The 13,651-nt window shown below is 72.9% G+C and carries 14 protein-coding genes; 11 read left to right on the top strand and 3 right to left on the bottom strand.

What is annotated here, in order from left to right; translation table 11 throughout:
• Positions 1-11 precede the first annotated feature (11 nt).
• Complete coding sequence (locus E1212_RS24065) at positions 12-884, top strand: LLM class flavin-dependent oxidoreductase (RefSeq protein ID WP_131987182.1); 873 nt, start codon at positions 12-14, stop codon at positions 882-884.
• Here E1212_RS24065 and E1212_RS24060 read toward each other — a convergent pair.
• Positions 874-1,707 (bottom strand): helix-turn-helix transcriptional regulator, encoded by an 834-nt coding sequence (locus tag E1212_RS24060; RefSeq protein WP_131987180.1) that lies wholly within the window; start codon positions 1,705-1,707, stop codon positions 874-876. The two genes, E1212_RS24065 and E1212_RS24060, sit on opposite strands and share 11 nt — an antisense overlap.
• Positions 1,708-1,810: 103 nt before the next feature.
• Here E1212_RS24060 and E1212_RS24055 point away from each other — a divergent pair, with 103 nt between their 5' ends.
• From E1212_RS24055 to E1212_RS24025, 7 genes are all read left to right on the top strand, one after another.
• Positions 1,811-2,530, top strand: a complete 720-nt coding sequence (locus E1212_RS24055) for an SDR family NAD(P)-dependent oxidoreductase (RefSeq protein ID WP_131987178.1) — start codon at positions 1,811-1,813, stop codon at positions 2,528-2,530.
• A 22-nt stretch (positions 2,531-2,552) separates the two neighbouring features.
• Positions 2,553-4,139 (top strand): methionine--tRNA ligase, encoded by a 1,587-nt coding sequence (gene metG / locus E1212_RS24050; RefSeq protein WP_131987176.1) that lies wholly within the window; start codon positions 2,553-2,555, stop codon positions 4,137-4,139.
• On the top strand, positions 4,136-5,041 hold the full coding sequence (locus E1212_RS24045; protein WP_131987174.1) for a TatD family hydrolase: 906 nt from the start codon (positions 4,136-4,138) through the stop codon (positions 5,039-5,041). The genes metG and E1212_RS24045 overlap by 4 nt, the downstream gene beginning before the upstream one ends.
• A gap of 334 nt (positions 5,042-5,375) precedes the next feature.
• Entirely contained in the window at positions 5,376-6,515 is a 1,140-nt protein-coding gene (locus tag E1212_RS24040; protein WP_131987172.1) for a resuscitation-promoting factor, read from the top strand.
• Positions 6,516-6,555: 40 nt separating this feature from the next.
• A complete protein-coding gene (gene rsmA / locus E1212_RS24035; RefSeq protein WP_131987170.1) occupies positions 6,556-7,434 on the top strand; it encodes a 16S rRNA (adenine(1518)-N(6)/adenine(1519)-N(6))-dimethyltransferase RsmA in 879 nt (292 codons plus the stop codon).
• Positions 7,435-7,464: 30 nt separating this feature from the next.
• A complete protein-coding gene (locus E1212_RS24030) occupies positions 7,465-8,352 on the top strand; it encodes a 4-(cytidine 5'-diphospho)-2-C-methyl-D-erythritol kinase (RefSeq protein ID WP_131987214.1) in 888 nt (295 codons plus the stop codon).
• A 2-nt stretch (positions 8,353-8,354) separates the two neighbouring features.
• Positions 8,355-8,981, top strand: coding sequence for a nucleotidyltransferase domain-containing protein (locus tag E1212_RS24025; RefSeq protein WP_203417154.1), 627 nt, complete (start codon positions 8,355-8,357; stop codon positions 8,979-8,981).
• On the opposite strand, the gene E1212_RS24020 is transcribed toward E1212_RS24025, so the two are convergent.
• Positions 8,959-9,804 carry a class I SAM-dependent methyltransferase gene (locus tag E1212_RS24020; protein ID WP_131987168.1) on the bottom strand — a complete coding sequence of 282 codons (846 nt, stop codon included), beginning with the start codon at positions 9,802-9,804 and terminating at the stop codon, positions 8,959-8,961. The two genes, E1212_RS24025 and E1212_RS24020, sit on opposite strands and share 23 nt — an antisense overlap.
• A 48-nt stretch (positions 9,805-9,852) precedes the next feature.
• Between E1212_RS24020 and E1212_RS24015 the strand changes: the two genes are divergently transcribed.
• A complete protein-coding gene (locus E1212_RS24015) occupies positions 9,853-10,491 on the top strand; it encodes a helix-turn-helix domain-containing protein (RefSeq protein ID WP_131987166.1) in 639 nt (212 codons plus the stop codon).
• Here E1212_RS24015 and E1212_RS24010 read toward each other — a convergent pair.
• Complete coding sequence (locus E1212_RS24010; RefSeq protein WP_131987164.1) at positions 10,421-10,912, bottom strand: MarR family winged helix-turn-helix transcriptional regulator; 492 nt, start codon at positions 10,910-10,912, stop codon at positions 10,421-10,423. The genes E1212_RS24015 and E1212_RS24010 overlap by 71 nt on opposite strands.
• 48 nt (positions 10,913-10,960) lie before the next feature.
• On the opposite strand from E1212_RS24010, the gene E1212_RS24005 reads away from it, so the two are divergent.
• Together E1212_RS24005 and E1212_RS24000 are read left to right on the top strand one after the other, a co-directional pair.
• On the top strand, positions 10,961-11,170 hold the full coding sequence (locus tag E1212_RS24005) for a hypothetical protein (protein WP_131987162.1): 210 nt from the start codon (positions 10,961-10,963) through the stop codon (positions 11,168-11,170).
• A gap of 134 nt (positions 11,171-11,304) precedes the next feature.
• Positions 11,305-13,062 carry an ABC-F family ATP-binding cassette domain-containing protein gene (locus tag E1212_RS24000; protein WP_131987160.1) on the top strand — a complete coding sequence of 586 codons (1,758 nt, stop codon included), beginning with the start codon at positions 11,305-11,307 and terminating at the stop codon, positions 13,060-13,062.
• The last annotated feature ends 589 nt before the right edge of the window (positions 13,063-13,651 follow it).

Below are 13,651 nucleotides of genomic sequence, written 5' to 3'. Positions count from 1 at the left end.
TCAGTGGGGGCATGGCTGACTCGAACCTCTACGGCGTGGCGCTCCCGGCGTCGGCGAAGCGGCTCCCGGAACTCCTCGAGGCGACGGCGATCGCCGAGGACCTCGGCGCCGGGCTCGTCACCGTCGCCGACCATCCGTACCTGCCGTCCGAGCTGGACGCGTGGACGCTGGTCCCGCTCTTGCTCGCCCGGACGTCCCGGGTGCGGGTCGCGACGAACGTGACGGCGCTGCCGTTCCGGTCGCCGACGGTCATCGCGAAGGCCGCTGCGACGCTGCAGTTCACCAGCGGCGGCCGGTTCGTGCTGGGGCTGGGTGCCGGCGGGCCGTACGACGGGCTGCCCGAGTGGGGTGCGCAGTGGCCCTCGCTCGGGCACGCCATCGGCGCGCTGGACGAGGCGATCCCGCTGCTCCGGCGGCTGTGGAGCGGCCACCGCGTCGACCACGACGGCGAGTACTACCGGCTGCGCGAGGCCGTCGCCGTCGCCGGAGCCCCGCCGGACCCCGTCCCGCCCATCTGGGTCGGCTCGTTCAAGCCGCGCATGCTGGCGCTGACCGGCCGGCACGCCGACGGCTGGCTGCCCACCAACGCCTACCTGTCGCTGGACGAGGTCCCGGCCATGCAGCGCGCCGTCGACGACGGCGCCGTCGCCGCCGGACGCGAGCCGTCCGCTGTCCGCCGCGTCTTCAACGTCATGGGTGTCATCGACGACACCCAGCCGCGGCGCAACGACCAGCTGCTGGTCGGGCCGGCCGGGCACTGGGCCGAGGCGCTGACCGACTACCGCGAGCGGCTCGGCTTCGAGACGTTCGTGTTCTGGCCGGTCCGCGGCGACACGCGGCGGCAGGTCGAGCTGTTCTTCGAGAACGTCGTGCCTAAGCTCTGAGGTCCTGCAGCCCGACCACCTTGAGCAGCTGCAGCGCCTGGTGCGACGGCGTGCCCGGAGCGGCGGTGTAGAGGACCAGCCGCTGGTCGCGGTCCGGGATCAGCAGGCTCTCGCAGTCGAGGTCCATGGCGCCGACGACGGGGTGCACGATGCGTTTCGTCGTGGACCGCCGCACGTCGACGTCGTGCTGCGCCCACAGCTCGCGGAAGAGCGCGCTGCCGGCCGCGAGGTCGTCGAGCAGCAGCCGCAGCTCGGCGTATTCGGGATATCGGGCGGCGGCCGCGCGCAGGTCGGCGACGGCCTCGCGGGCGAACTGCCGGTGCTCCGCGGCGAACGCGGCCGCCTGCGGTGAGAAGAACCCGCGCAGCGAGTTGAGCTGCTCGCGCGGCAGCCCGGCGGGGTCGGCGCCCATGAGCGCGGCCCACATCGGGTTCCACGCGAGCACGTCGTACGTGGCGTCGATGACGACGGCGGGGGAGTCGTCCAGCCGCTCGAGCAGGTGCAGGATGCCCGGCGGCACGTCGCGTCGCGGTCCGGCCGACGGCCGCGGCGCGCTGCCGGTCAGGTGGTACAGGTGTGCCCGCTCGTCCGGCGACAGCCGCAACGCCCGGGCCAGCGCCTCGACGACCTGGTCCGACGGATGCGGGCCGCGGGCCTGTTCGAGCCGGATGTAGTAGTCGACCGAGATGCCCGTCAGCCGGGCGACCTCCTCGCGGCGCAGGCCCGGCGTGCGCCGGTTGCGGCCCGGCGGCAGCCCGACGTCGGCCGGGCGGACGCGGGCCCGGCGGCTTCGCAGGAAGGCGGCCAGCTCGGTGCGGTCCATGCCTCCATCGTCCCCCGCGACGACGCTCATGTGAGGAGGACCGGCGGTCCCAGGCTCACCCGTGCTCTCCCGCGCTCGGCCGCGGGCACCGAGGGTCGACGGCATGAACGACACCACGATCGCCCTGGTCACTGGGGCCAACAAAGGAATCGGCAAGGAGACCGCCCGGCAGCTGGCGGCGCTCGGGCACACCGTCCTGCTCGGGTCGCGCGACCTCGAGCGTGGCCGCGCCGCGGCCCGGGAGCTCGACGGCGACGTCCGCGTCCTCGCGCTCGACGTCACCGACGACTCCTCCGTCGCGGCCGCCGCTGCCGTCGTCGCCGATCAGTTCGGCCGGCTGGACGTGCTGGTCAACAACGCCGGCATCGCGCTCGGCTGGGCCGTGCCGAGCGCGACCTCCCTCGACGACGTCCGCGGCACCTACGCCGTCAACGTGTTCGGGCTCGTCGCGGTGACGAACGCGATGCTGCCGCTCCTGCGCCGGTCCGCCGCCGGGCGCATCGTCAACGTCTCCAGCGACCTCGGCTCGCTGACCCGGCAGCAGGACCCCGCGTCGCCGTACTACGGCCAGCTGCCGCTGGTGGCGTACTCGTCGTCGAAGACCGCGGTCAACGGCATCACCGTCGCATACGCGCAGGAGCTGGCCGCCGCCGGCATCACGGTGAACGCCGTCAACCCCGGCTACTGCGCGACGGACCTCAACGGGCATTCGGGGCAGCTGTCCGCCGCCGAAGGCGCGCGGGTCGTCGTGCGCGCGGCCCAGGTCGCGGCCGACGGCCCGACCGGCGCCTTCTTCACCGACGGCGGCACCTTGCCGTGGTGACGCGGGGACTACCATCGGGCGCATGCCCAAGGCGTTCTACGTCACCACGCCGATCTACTACGTCAACGACGCACCGCACATCGGCCACGCGTACACCACGGTCGCCACCGACTTCATCGCGCGCTGGCACCGTCAGCGCCAAGAGGACGTCTGGTTCCTCACCGGCACCGACGAGCACGGCGAGAAGGTCATGCGCACCGCCGAGGCGAACGGCGTCACTCCGCAGGAGTGGGCCGACCGGCTGGTCGAGACCGCCTGGAAGCCGGTGCTGCAGACCATCGACGCGTCGAACGACGACTTCATCAGGACCACCGAGGACCGCCACGTGGAGCGGGTGAAGGACTTCATCCAGCATCTCTACGACGCCGGCGAGATCTTCGAGGGCACCTACGAGGGCTACTACTGCGTCGCCTGCGAGGAGTACAAGCTCCCCGGCGACCTCGTCGAGGGCACCGGCGAGTACGCCGGCCAGCTGGTCTGCTCCATCCACGGCCGCCCGGTCGAGAAGCTGTCCGAGACGAACTACTTCTTCCGCATGTCCGCCTACACCGAGCGGCTGCTGGAGTTCTACGAGCAGAACCCCGGCTTCGTGCAGCCCGAGAGCGCCCGCAACGAGGTGCTCGGCTTCGTCAGGCAGGGCCTGCAGGACCTCTCGATCTCGCGCTCCACGTTCGACTGGGGCGTCCGGGTGCCGTGGGACGAGTCGCACGTCGTCTACGTCTGGTTCGACGCGCTGCTGAACTACGCCACCGCCGCCGGCTACGGCGCCGACCCGGACAAGTACGGGCGCACCTGGCCGGCCGACATCCACTTCGTCGGCAAGGACATCCTGCGCTTCCACGCGGTCATCTGGCCGGCCATGCTCATGGCGGCCGGGGAGCCGCTGCCGAAGCAGGTGTTCGCGCACGGCTGGCTGCTGGTCGGCGGCGAGAAGATGAGCAAGTCCAAGCTCACCGGCATCGCGCCCGCGCAGATCACCGACACGTTCGGCTCCGACGCGTTCCGCTACTACTTCCTGCGCGCCATCGCCTTCGGCAACGACGGCTCGTTCTCCTGGGAGGACATCGCCGCGCGCTACCAGGCCGAGCTCGCGAACGGCCTGGGCAACCTCGCCTCGCGGGTCGCCGCCATGATCGGCCGCTACTTCGACGGCGCGCTGCCCGCCCCCGGCCCGGCGACGGACGCCGAGGACGCGCTGGCCGCCGTCGCCGCGAAGGCCGCGGCCGACGCCGACGCCGCCGTCGACCGCGTCGCCCCGCACGAGGCGCTGGCCGCCGTCTGGACCCTGGTCGACGCCGCCAACGGCTACATCACCGAGCAGCAGCCCTGGGCCGTCGCCAAGGACGAGGCGCAGCGCGAGCGGCTGGCCACGATCCTGTACGCCTCCGCCGAGGCGCTGCGGGCGCTGGCGGTGCTGCTGAACCCGGTCATGCCCCAGGCGACGGCCAAGCTGTGGGAATCGCTGGGCGCCGAGAAGGCGCTCGGCGTGCTGGCCGCGCAGCCGGTCGGCGACGCCGGTCGCTGGGGCCAGCTGGTCCCGGGTGCCGAGGTCGTCAAGGGCGACGCGCTGTTCCCGCGGCTCGACCCCGCCGCCGACACGGGCCAGTGACCGACGGCACCACCGACGGGCCCCGCGAGCGGCGGTCGGCCACGGACGAGGCCGGACGCAAGCGCGACCGGTCGCGGCCGCCGCTGCCCGACCCGCTGCCGCTGCCCGTCACCGACACGCACTGCCACATGGACATCGCCGACGGCGACGACGGCGACGCGTTCGGGGTGGCGGAGGCGCTCGACGCCGCCGCGACGGTGAACGTGACCCGGGTCGTGCAGGTGGGCTGCGACCTGCCCGGCGCGGCCTGGGCCGTCGACGTCGCCGAGCGGTACCCGTCGGTCGTCGCGACCGTCGCGCTGCACCCCAACGAGGCGCCGAAGCTGGCCGCCGACGGCCGGCTCGACGACGCGCTGGCCGAGATCGACCGGCTGGCCGGCTCCAGCCCGCGGGTGCGCGGCATCGGCGAGACGGGGCTCGACTTCTTCCGCACCGGGCCCGAGGGCGTGGCCGCCCAGGAGTACTCGCTGCGCGCCCACATCGAGATCGCCCGCCGCCGTGGACTGGTCCTGACCATCCATGACCGGGACGCCCACCAGGACGTGCTGCGGGTCCTCGACGACGCCGAAACGCCCGACTGTGTCGTATTTCACTGTTTCTCCGGGAACGAGACGTTCGCCCGCGACGTCGCAGAGCGAGGCTGGCACCTGTCCTTCGCCGGTCCGGTGACGTTCCGCAACGCCGCCGATCTGCGCGCCGCGCTCGCCGTCACGCCACTCGAGAACCTGCTCGTCGAGACCGACGCGCCGTTCCTCACCCCGCACCCGTACCGCGGCCGGCCGAACGCGTCGTACCTGGTCCCGGTGACGGTGCGGTTCATCGCCGAGACCCTCGGCCGGAGTCTCGAGACGGTGTGTCACGCGCTCCAGGCGAACACCGACCGTGTTTTCGGATCATGGTGACAGGCTGTCGTTTTCGCTGGTCAAGCGGGTGTCCGGGACCGGTCGCGCGGGCGGGCGCCGGCGCGGTGCCCGCGTGGGCGTGTCACAGCGTCACAACCCGTTCTCTCGGCCCGATATGTCGGGTTTCTCCGCATGGACGTGTTGTCCGGCCGCCCGCGATGCGTTACCGTCCCGAGATTGTTAGCCGGGGTCGGGGAAACTTCGGGCGGCAGACGAACGGCCGGACACATCGTCCGCCCAGCGGCGCGTCGATCACGCGCGCAGGTGCGAGGCGGATCGCGTGACCGGCCGCGCCGCACGGTCCCGTGCCCGGACAGTTCGACCAAGGAGCACAGTGCGCCTGTCCGCGAAGACGATGGCGATCAACGCCACCGTCGTCACTGCTCTCGTAGGCGGCGGCGTCGCCTACATCACGCTCGACAACGCCGTCGCCCTCAGCGTCGACGGCCAGACCGAGGCCGTGCACACGTTCGGTGACACCGTCGAGGACGTCCTCGACGACCGCGGCATCGAGCTCAGCGCACGCGACGAGGTCATCCCCTCGCTGGACAGCGACGTCGAGGACGGCACCGAGATCTCCGTCCGCTACGCCCGCCAGGTCACCGTCACCGTCGACGGCGAGGAACAGCAGATCTGGACCACCGCGCTCTCGGTCGACGAAGCCCTGAGGGACCTGAACATCCGCGCCGAGGGGGCCGACCTCTCCGTGGCGCGCTCGCAGCCCATCGGCCGAGGCGGCATCGACTTCGAGGTCCGCACCCCGAAGGAGATCACCCTCGTCGCCGACGGCGCCTCGAACCCCGTCACCACGACGGCGCTCACCGTCCGCGAGGCCCTGGACGACGCCGGTGTCACGCTCGGCGACCTCGACCTCGTCGAACCGGCCCTCGAGGCCGCGCTCGCCGACGCCGCCACCGTCACCGTCCGGCGGGTCACCGTCGAGACCGAGACGGTCACCGCGGCGCTGCCGTTCGAGGTGACCGAGCAGGAGGACGACTCCCTCGCGAAGGGCACCGAGTCGGTCGAGACCGAGGGCAAGGAGGGCTCCGTCGAGCGGGTGATGCAGAACACCTACATCGACGGCGAGCTGTCCTCGCAGGAGGTGCTCTCCGAGACGGTGGTCGCCGCTCCGGTCGACCAGCTCGTGCTCATCGGCACCAAGGAGCCCCCGCCGCCGGCCGACGAGCCGAGCGACAGCGGTGGCAGCGGCGGTGGCGACGACGTCGACGGCGGCGTGTGGGACCGGCTGGCGCAGTGCGAGTCCGGCGGCAACTGGTCCATCAACACCGGCAACGGCTACTACGGCGGCCTGCAGTTCTCGCTGGGCACCTGGCGCGCGTTCGGCGGCTCCGGCTACCCGCACGAGAACAGCAAGGCCGAGCAGATCCGCATCGCCGAGAAGGTCCGTGACAACCGCGGCGGCTACGGCGACTGGCCGGCCTGCGCCCGCTCGCTGGGCCTGCCGCTCGGCTGACCCTGCGTATCGGCTGCCCGAGCCCGGATAGGCTCAGGCGGTGCAGAACGACGAGACGTCCGCCGGTCCCAGACTCCTGGGGCCGGCGGACGTCCGGCGTCTGGCCGCGGAGCTCGACCTGCGGCCGACCAAGACGCTGGGGCAGAACTTCGTCATCGACGCCAACACGGTGCGCCGCATCGTCCGGGTCGCCGGCGTGGGGCCGGACGACGTCGTGGTCGAGGTCGGGCCGGGGCTCGGCTCGCTGACGCTGGCACTGCTGCCGGTCGTCCGCCGCGTGGTCGCCGTCGAGATCGACCCCGTCCTGGCCGGGCGGCTGCCGTCGACGGTGTCCGAGTACGCGCCCGGCGTGGCCGGCCGGCTCGAGGTGGTGCCGGCCGACGCGCTGCGGGTGTCGGAGTTGCCCGGGCCGGCGCCGACCGCCCTGGTCGCCAACCTGCCGTACAACGTGTCCGTGCCGGTGCTGCTGCACCTCCTCGAGACGTTCCCGAGCCTGTCGCGGGTCCTGGTGATGGTGCAGAAGGAGGTCGCCGACCGGCTGGCGGCGCCGCCGGGGTCGCGCACATACGGCGTCCCCTCGGTCAAGGCGGCGTGGTACGCGACGGTGTCCTCGGCCGGCTCCGTGGGCCGCACCGTGTTCTGGCCGGCGCCCAACGTCGACTCCGGCCTCGTGCTGCTCGAGCGTCGTCCGTCGGCCCGGGAGGCCGACGACCGGGCCGCCGTCTTCGCCGTCGTCGACGCCGCGTTCGCCCAGCGCCGCAAGACGCTGCGGGCCGCCCTGAGCGGCTGGGCCGGGTCCGCGGCCGCCGCCGAAGAGGCCCTCACCACGGCCGGCGTCGACCCTCGGAGGCGCGGTGAACAACTCACCGTCGACGACTTCGCCCGGATCGCGGCGGCGCGCCCAAAAATCATCTCATGATCTGCTATTTCCGGTAAGGTCTCGCTGGTGCTGCAGGTGATCGCCCGCGTCCCGGCGAAGATCAATCTGGTGCTGTCCGTCGGCCCGGTGCGGTCCGACGGCTTCCATGAGCTCGCGACCGTCTTCCACGCGGTCTCGCTCTACGACGAGGTCTCGGCCGTCCACGCCGACGCCGTCACCGTCCACGTCACCGGCCCCTACGCCGACCGCACGCCCACCGACGAATCCAACCTCGCCGTCCGCGCCGCCCGCGCGCTGGCCCGCCGCGCCCGGCTGCGCAGCGGCGCCCTGCTGCGTGTGCACAAGGAGATCCCGGTGGCCGCCGGGCTGGCCGGCGGCAGCGCCGACGCCGCCGGTGCGCTGCTCACCTGCGACCGCCTCTGGGGCCTGCGGATGCCGGAGTCGCGGCTCTCGTCAGTGGCCGCGGGTCTGGGCAGCGACGTGCCGTTCGCGCTCACGGGCGGCACCGCCGTCGGCACGGGTCGCGGCGAGCGGCTGCGGCCGGTCCCCGTCGGCGCCGAGCTGCACTGGGTGGTCGCCACGGCCGACGGCGGTCTGTCGACCCCTGACGTCTACCGCCGCCTCGACGACCTCCGCTCCGACCGCAAGGTGCCGGCGCCGACGGTGTCCGGCGAGCTGCTGGCGGCGCTCCAGTCCGCCGACCTCGACGCCCTGGCCGGACTGCTGCACAATGACCTCCAAGAGGCCGCCCTGGCGCTCCGGCCGTCGCTGAAGGACACCCTGCGCGCCGGCGAGGAGCACGGGGCGCTCGCGGGGCTGGTGTCGGGGTCCGGGCCCACATGTGTCTTCCTGGCCCGCGACGGTGCCGCCGCGGGCGCGCTGGCCGTCGACCTGGCCGCGTCGGGCACCTGCGCCCGCGCCGTCGCCGTCACCGGGCACGCTCCGGTCGGGACGTAGCCTTGGCGCAGGCGTTGCACCCGGCGCTGGACGCCTGGGCGCCACTCACACCGTCGGCCGTCGCGGTCGAGCTGACCGGCTGGGCCGCCCCGTGGTGGATCGCCGGTGGATATGGCCTGGAGTTGGCCCTCGGGCGGTCCTGGCGTACGCATGGCGACATCGACGCGCTGGTGCTGCGCCCGTCGGCCGGTGAGTTGCACGAAGCGCTGGCAGGATGGGAGCTGTGGGTCGTCGATCCGCCCGGTGAGTTGCGGTTCTGGCCGGCGGACGAGCCGCTGCCGGACCACGTGCACGACATCTGGTGCCGCCGCCCGTCGTCACCCGCGTGGGAGCTGCAGCTCATGGTCGACGAGGCCGGTGGCGGCGAGTGGCGGTCGCGGCGCCATGGCCGCGTGCGAGCGCCGGTGGCTGCCCTCGGACGCCGGTCCGCCGACGGGCTGCCCTACCTGCGCCCGGAGATCCAGCTCTTCTACAAGGCGAAGGGCCGGCGGCCGAAGGACGAGATCGACTTCGCCGTCGTGGCGCCGACGCTCGACGACGCAGCGCGGGCCTGGCTCGACCGCGCGCTGGCGGTCACGCATCCGGACCACCCGTGGCGGGCGGCGCTCAGGGGCGCCGGCCCAGCGTGACGGTGCGGGTGCCGCGGACGTGCAGGTCGCCGCGGCGCAGCAGCGTCTCAGGCCCGTCGCCGTCGAGCAGGCCGTCCAGCGTGGCGGTGTCCGCGGGGTCGAGCCTCTCGGCAAGCCGGGGCCGCAGCCGGCGGAACCAGAGGTCGGCATAGCGGCCGACGCTCCCGTCCGCGTCGCCCGCGACGTCGATGACGAACGTGCGCTCCTCGACCAGCTCGAACCCGGCCGCCGTCACCCGCGCCGCCCAGTCCGAGCCCAGGTGCGGCAGCCGGTCGGCCTGGTCGCGGCCCAGCTCGTCCAGCAGGCGCTGCTCGAGACCGGGGCCGATGGCGTCGGGCAGGAACCGCGGCCGCTCGGCGAACTCGGCGACGGCGAGCAGCCCGCCCGGCCGGGTCGCTGCGTGGACGTCGCGCAGCACGCGGTCGGGGTCGGCGAAGTGGTGCAGCGAGAGCGACGCCCATGTGACGTCCACGGGACCGTCGACCGGCCACCCGTCGTCCAGGTCGGCGCGGACCGTCCGGACGCGGTCGGCCAGGCCTTGGTCCAGCGCCCTGGCGCGGAGCCGGTCGAGCATCTCGTCGGATGCGTCGACGGCGACGACCTCGGCTCCGGCGAACCGGTGCGCGAGCCCCAGCGTTCCGGTGCCGGTCCCGGCGCCGAGGTCGACGATGCGTCGTCGTGGCCCGTCGTCGGCCGCGCGCCGGACCCGGCCCAGCGCGTCGGTCCAGTACTCGTGCAGCACGTCGGCGTCGAGGTCGAGCAGATCGGCGAGTCCGCCGTCGCTCTCAACCGAGGTGTCCCCGTGGTGATGGTGATGGCTCATGTCCCCGACGGTAGGCGCCCAGTGCGCCTATCGCATAGCCTCTTGCCTATGACGCAAGACAACGCGCAGCTCGACGCGGTGATCCGGGCCCGCATCCGCGGTCTTCGGCAGGCCAAGGGCTGGTCCCTGGACGCGCTGGCCGCCCGCTGCCACCTGAGCCCGTCGACGCTGAGCCGCATCGAGACCGGGCACCGGCGCATCTCCGTCGACCAGCTCGTGGTCATCGCCCGCGCGCTCGACTCCACCGTCGACCAGCTGGTCGAGCCCGTCGACGACGCCGACGTCGTCATCAGGCCGCGCCACGACATGGTGCACGGCACCGTCTGGCTGCTGTCGCGCGACGGCGGGCCGCACGGGCTCACCGTCGCCAAGATGCGGATCACCGGGCAGACCCGGCCGAAGGAGCTGCGCGTCCACCCGGGCCGCGACTGGTTCACGGTGCTGTCCGGGACGATCCGGCTGTACCTGGGCGAGCGGATCATCCTCGTGGCGGCGGGCCAGGCGGCGCAGTTCTCGACCATGGCGCCGCACGCGTTCGTCGCTCACGACGGGCCGGCGGAGGTCCTGACCATCCTCGACCACGAGGGCCGGCAGGCGCACCTCGACGCCGTCGACCTCACGCCGGAGCCGCCTCCGTCGTCGCCGGAGCTGCCGCCGTCGTCGCCGGAGTCGCCGCCGCCCGGATGACCCGGCTGAGCGAGGTGTGCAGGTCCTCGAGGTCCGACACCGGCAGGGCGAGCCGCTCGACGACGGCGTAGGGGATCTTCTCCGCCTCGGCGCGCAGGGCCCGGCCGGCGTCGGTCAGCTCGACCACCAGTAGCCGCTCGTCGTCGATGCTGCGCCTGCGCGTGATGTAGTCGGCCGCCTCGAGCCGCTTGAGCAGCGGAGACAGCGTCGCCGACTCGAGCTGCAGGGTGCTGCTGAGGTCCTTGACAGAACGCGGCTCACCCTCCCAGAGCGCGAGCATGACGAGGTACTGCGGGTGCGTCAGGCCCATCGGCTCGAGCAGCGGACGGTAGAGGCCGATGACGCTGCGGGCCGCGACGGCGAGGGCGAAGCAGACCTGTCGGTCGAGGGCCAGCGGATCGTCGCCGAGGTCTGTCGTCATGGTCACACTCTATCGCACGCGATTAATTAGTGTGCTAACTATTAATGTGTGAAGAGACGCGAGGGCAAGCTGCCGTGGTACGGCCGGCTCACCGAGGTGCTCATGCCGCTGCTCGGCCCCGCCGACGTCGGCCGCCAGGACGACGCGCCGCCGCCGCACCCGGTGCGCGTGGTCGAGTGCCCGCTCTGCCATCACCCGATGCCGGAGCACCGGCTCGAGCAGGTGGGCGGGAAGAACAGGCACTACTGCCCGGCGTGAGCCTTGCCGGACGCCGACCGCAAGGGGTCCCAGGCAGCGGCGAGCCCCACGAGGGAGAGGACATCGGGCTGACTCCGACCGCGAGGTCCCGCGCGAGGATGAGTCCTCGGAGAGAAAGTAGACTCTGGGCCGATATGGCGCCCCGCAACCTCATCAACCTCGAGTCGGCCACGCTGGCCTACGGCACTCGCTTCATCCTCGACGGGGTGTCGCTCGGTGTCGCCGACGGCGACCGCATCGGCGTCGTGGGCCGCAACGGCACGGGCAAGTCGACCCTGCTGAGGGTCCTGGCCGGCCTCGAGCAGGTCGACTCCGGCCGGGTCAGCCGCGCCGGCGGGCTGCGCATCGGCCGGCTCGGTCAGGGCGACGAGCTCGACCCCGGCGCCTCGGTGGGTGAGCTGGTCATCGGCGAGCGCGCGACGCACGAGTGGGCCGGAGACGCCCGCATCCGCGACGTGTTGGCGCACCTGCTGCCCGGGCTGTCCATGGACGCTCCGGTGGGGCCGCTGTCCGGTGGCGAGCGCCGTCGCGTCGCACTGGCACACCTGCTCATCGGCGACGACGACCTCATCCTGCTGGACGAGCCCACCAACCACCTCGACGTCGAGGCGATCGATTGGCTGTCTCGCCATCTCGCCGCCGGCAGCCGGACGCTCGTCATGGTGACCCACGACCGCTGGCTGCTCGACACCGTCGCGACGACCACCTGGGAGGTCGTCGACGGCACCGTCAACTCCTACGAGGGCGGCTACGCCGAGTACGTCCTGGCCCGCGCCGAGCGGGTCCGCATCGCCGCCGCCGACGAGTCCCGCCGGCAGAACCTGCTGCGCAAGGAGCTGGCCTGGCTGCGCCGCGGTCCGCCGGCGCGCACGTCCAAGCCGCGCTTCCGCATCGCTGCGGCCAACGCCCTCATCGAGAACGAGCCGCCGGCCCGCGACCGGTACGAGCTGGCGAAGATGGCCACCACCCGGCTCGGCAAGAGCGTCTTCGACGCCGAGGACGTCACCGTGTCGCTCGGTGGCCGGACCCTGCTCGACGACGTCACCTGGCGGCTGGGCCCGGGCGACCGCGCCGGCATCGTCGGCGTCAACGGCGCCGGCAAGACGACACTGCTGCGGCTGCTCGACGGGTCGCTGACGCCCGACACCGGGCGCGTGAAGGTGGGCCGCACGGTCGCCGTCGCCCACCTCGCGCAGGAGGTCGTCGGCCTCGACCCGGCCGCCCGCGTCCTCGAGACCGTCGAGGAGGTCCGCCGCGAGGTGCAACTGGGTGGCGGCGACACCGTCACGGCCGGGCAGATGCTCGAGCGGTTCGGCTTCGCCGGCCAGCGCCAGTGGACCCTCGTGGGTGACCTCTCCGGTGGCGAGCGGCGACGGCTGCAGCTCCTGCGGCTGCTCATGGGCGAGCCCAACGTGCTGCTGCTGGACGAGCCGACGAACGACCTCGACGTCGAGACGCTGAACGTGCTGGAAGACGTCCTCGACGCCTGGGCCGGCTCGCTCGTCGTCGTCAGCCACGACCGCTGGTTCCTCGAGCGGGTCACCGACGCCATCTGGGCGCTCATGGGCGACGGCCGCCTGGTCCAGCTCCCGCGCGGGGTCGACCAGTACCTCGAGCTGCGTCGCGACCAGGCCGAGGAGGCGGCCGCGGCTGCTCCGGCTGCTGCGCGAGCTCGGTCCGGCGACACCAGGGCGGCGCGCAAGGAGATCGCGCGGATCGAGCGCGACCTCGAGAAGCTGGAACGGCGCGAGAAGACGCTGCACGAACGCATCGCCGACAACGCGACCGACCACGAGAAGGTGTTGGCGCTGGACTCGGAGCTGCGCACGGTGCACGGCGAGCGCGAGGCGCTGGAGGAGCGCTGGATGAAGCTCGCCGAGGAGCTGGGTTAGCCGGGGTCGGGTGGGGTTCCCCCGTCCCCCTGCTGGCCATTCTCTTGGCCCCGGACGGTCGCCTCAAGCGGACCCTGGTGGCGCTTCGCGCCGTGGGGGTCCGCTTGACCCGCCCGTCCGGGGCCTAAGAACGGGCAGCTATCAGGGGGACGGGGGAGTCTGGCGACGGGTGCGGCGCCCTGGCGGCCCTGCTGGTGTCCACGTGGTGGGATTTGGCGCGTTTCGCGGGGCCGTCACGAGGTTCTCTGCCGCTTCACGAGGCCTGCATGCCTGGTGATGTGGCAGAACGCCTGGTGATGTAGCGGATCGCCGATGATCATCGCGGTGCACAGCCCGGCGAACCGGGCTAACCGGGCGAAACGGGCACGTGAAAGGGGGGCGCGAAACGGGGAGGCGTGCCCAGTTCCTCCCCGTCCCCCTGATAGCTGCCCGTTCTTAGGCCCCGGGTGCCCGGGTCAAGCCGAAGCCCCGCGAGCACAGCGGCGAAGCACCACAGCGGGCGCCGGCTTGAGGCGGGTGCCCGGGGTTAAGAGAATGGGCAGCAAGGGGGACGGGGAGCCCACCTCATCACCCCCGGCCGACCCCGAAC

This window comes from Jiangella ureilytica, assembly GCF_004348545.1.
GTDB lineage: Bacteria > Actinomycetota > Actinomycetes > Jiangellales > Jiangellaceae > Jiangella > Jiangella ureilytica.
Note: the sequence above shows the minus strand (reverse complement) of the source record. Positions and strands in the feature narration are given on the sequence as shown.

Excerpts from the sequence above, each read along its gene's own strand:
- E1212_RS24000 (WP_131987160.1), top strand. The coding sequence starts at position 11,305 with ATGGCGCCCCGCAACCTCATCAACCTCGAGTCGGCCACGCTGGCCTAC.
- E1212_RS24055 (WP_131987178.1), top strand. The coding sequence starts at position 1,811 with ATGAACGACACCACGATCGCCCTGGTCACTGGGGCCAACAAAGGAATC.
- E1212_RS24015 (WP_131987166.1), top strand. The coding sequence starts at position 9,853 with ATGACGCAAGACAACGCGCAGCTCGACGCGGTGATCCGGGCCCGCATC.
- E1212_RS24020 (WP_131987168.1), bottom strand. The coding sequence starts at position 9,804 with ATGAGCCATCACCATCACCACGGGGACACCTCGGTTGAGAGCGACGGC.
- E1212_RS24065 (WP_131987182.1), top strand. The coding sequence starts at position 12 with ATGGCTGACTCGAACCTCTACGGCGTGGCGCTCCCGGCGTCGGCGAAG.
- E1212_RS24060 (WP_131987180.1), bottom strand. The coding sequence starts at position 1,707 with ATGGACCGCACCGAGCTGGCCGCCTTCCTGCGAAGCCGCCGGGCCCGC.
- metG (WP_131987176.1), top strand. The coding sequence starts at position 2,553 with ATGCCCAAGGCGTTCTACGTCACCACGCCGATCTACTACGTCAACGAC.
- E1212_RS24010 (WP_131987164.1), bottom strand. The coding sequence starts at position 10,912 with ATGACGACAGACCTCGGCGACGATCCGCTGGCCCTCGACCGACAGGTC.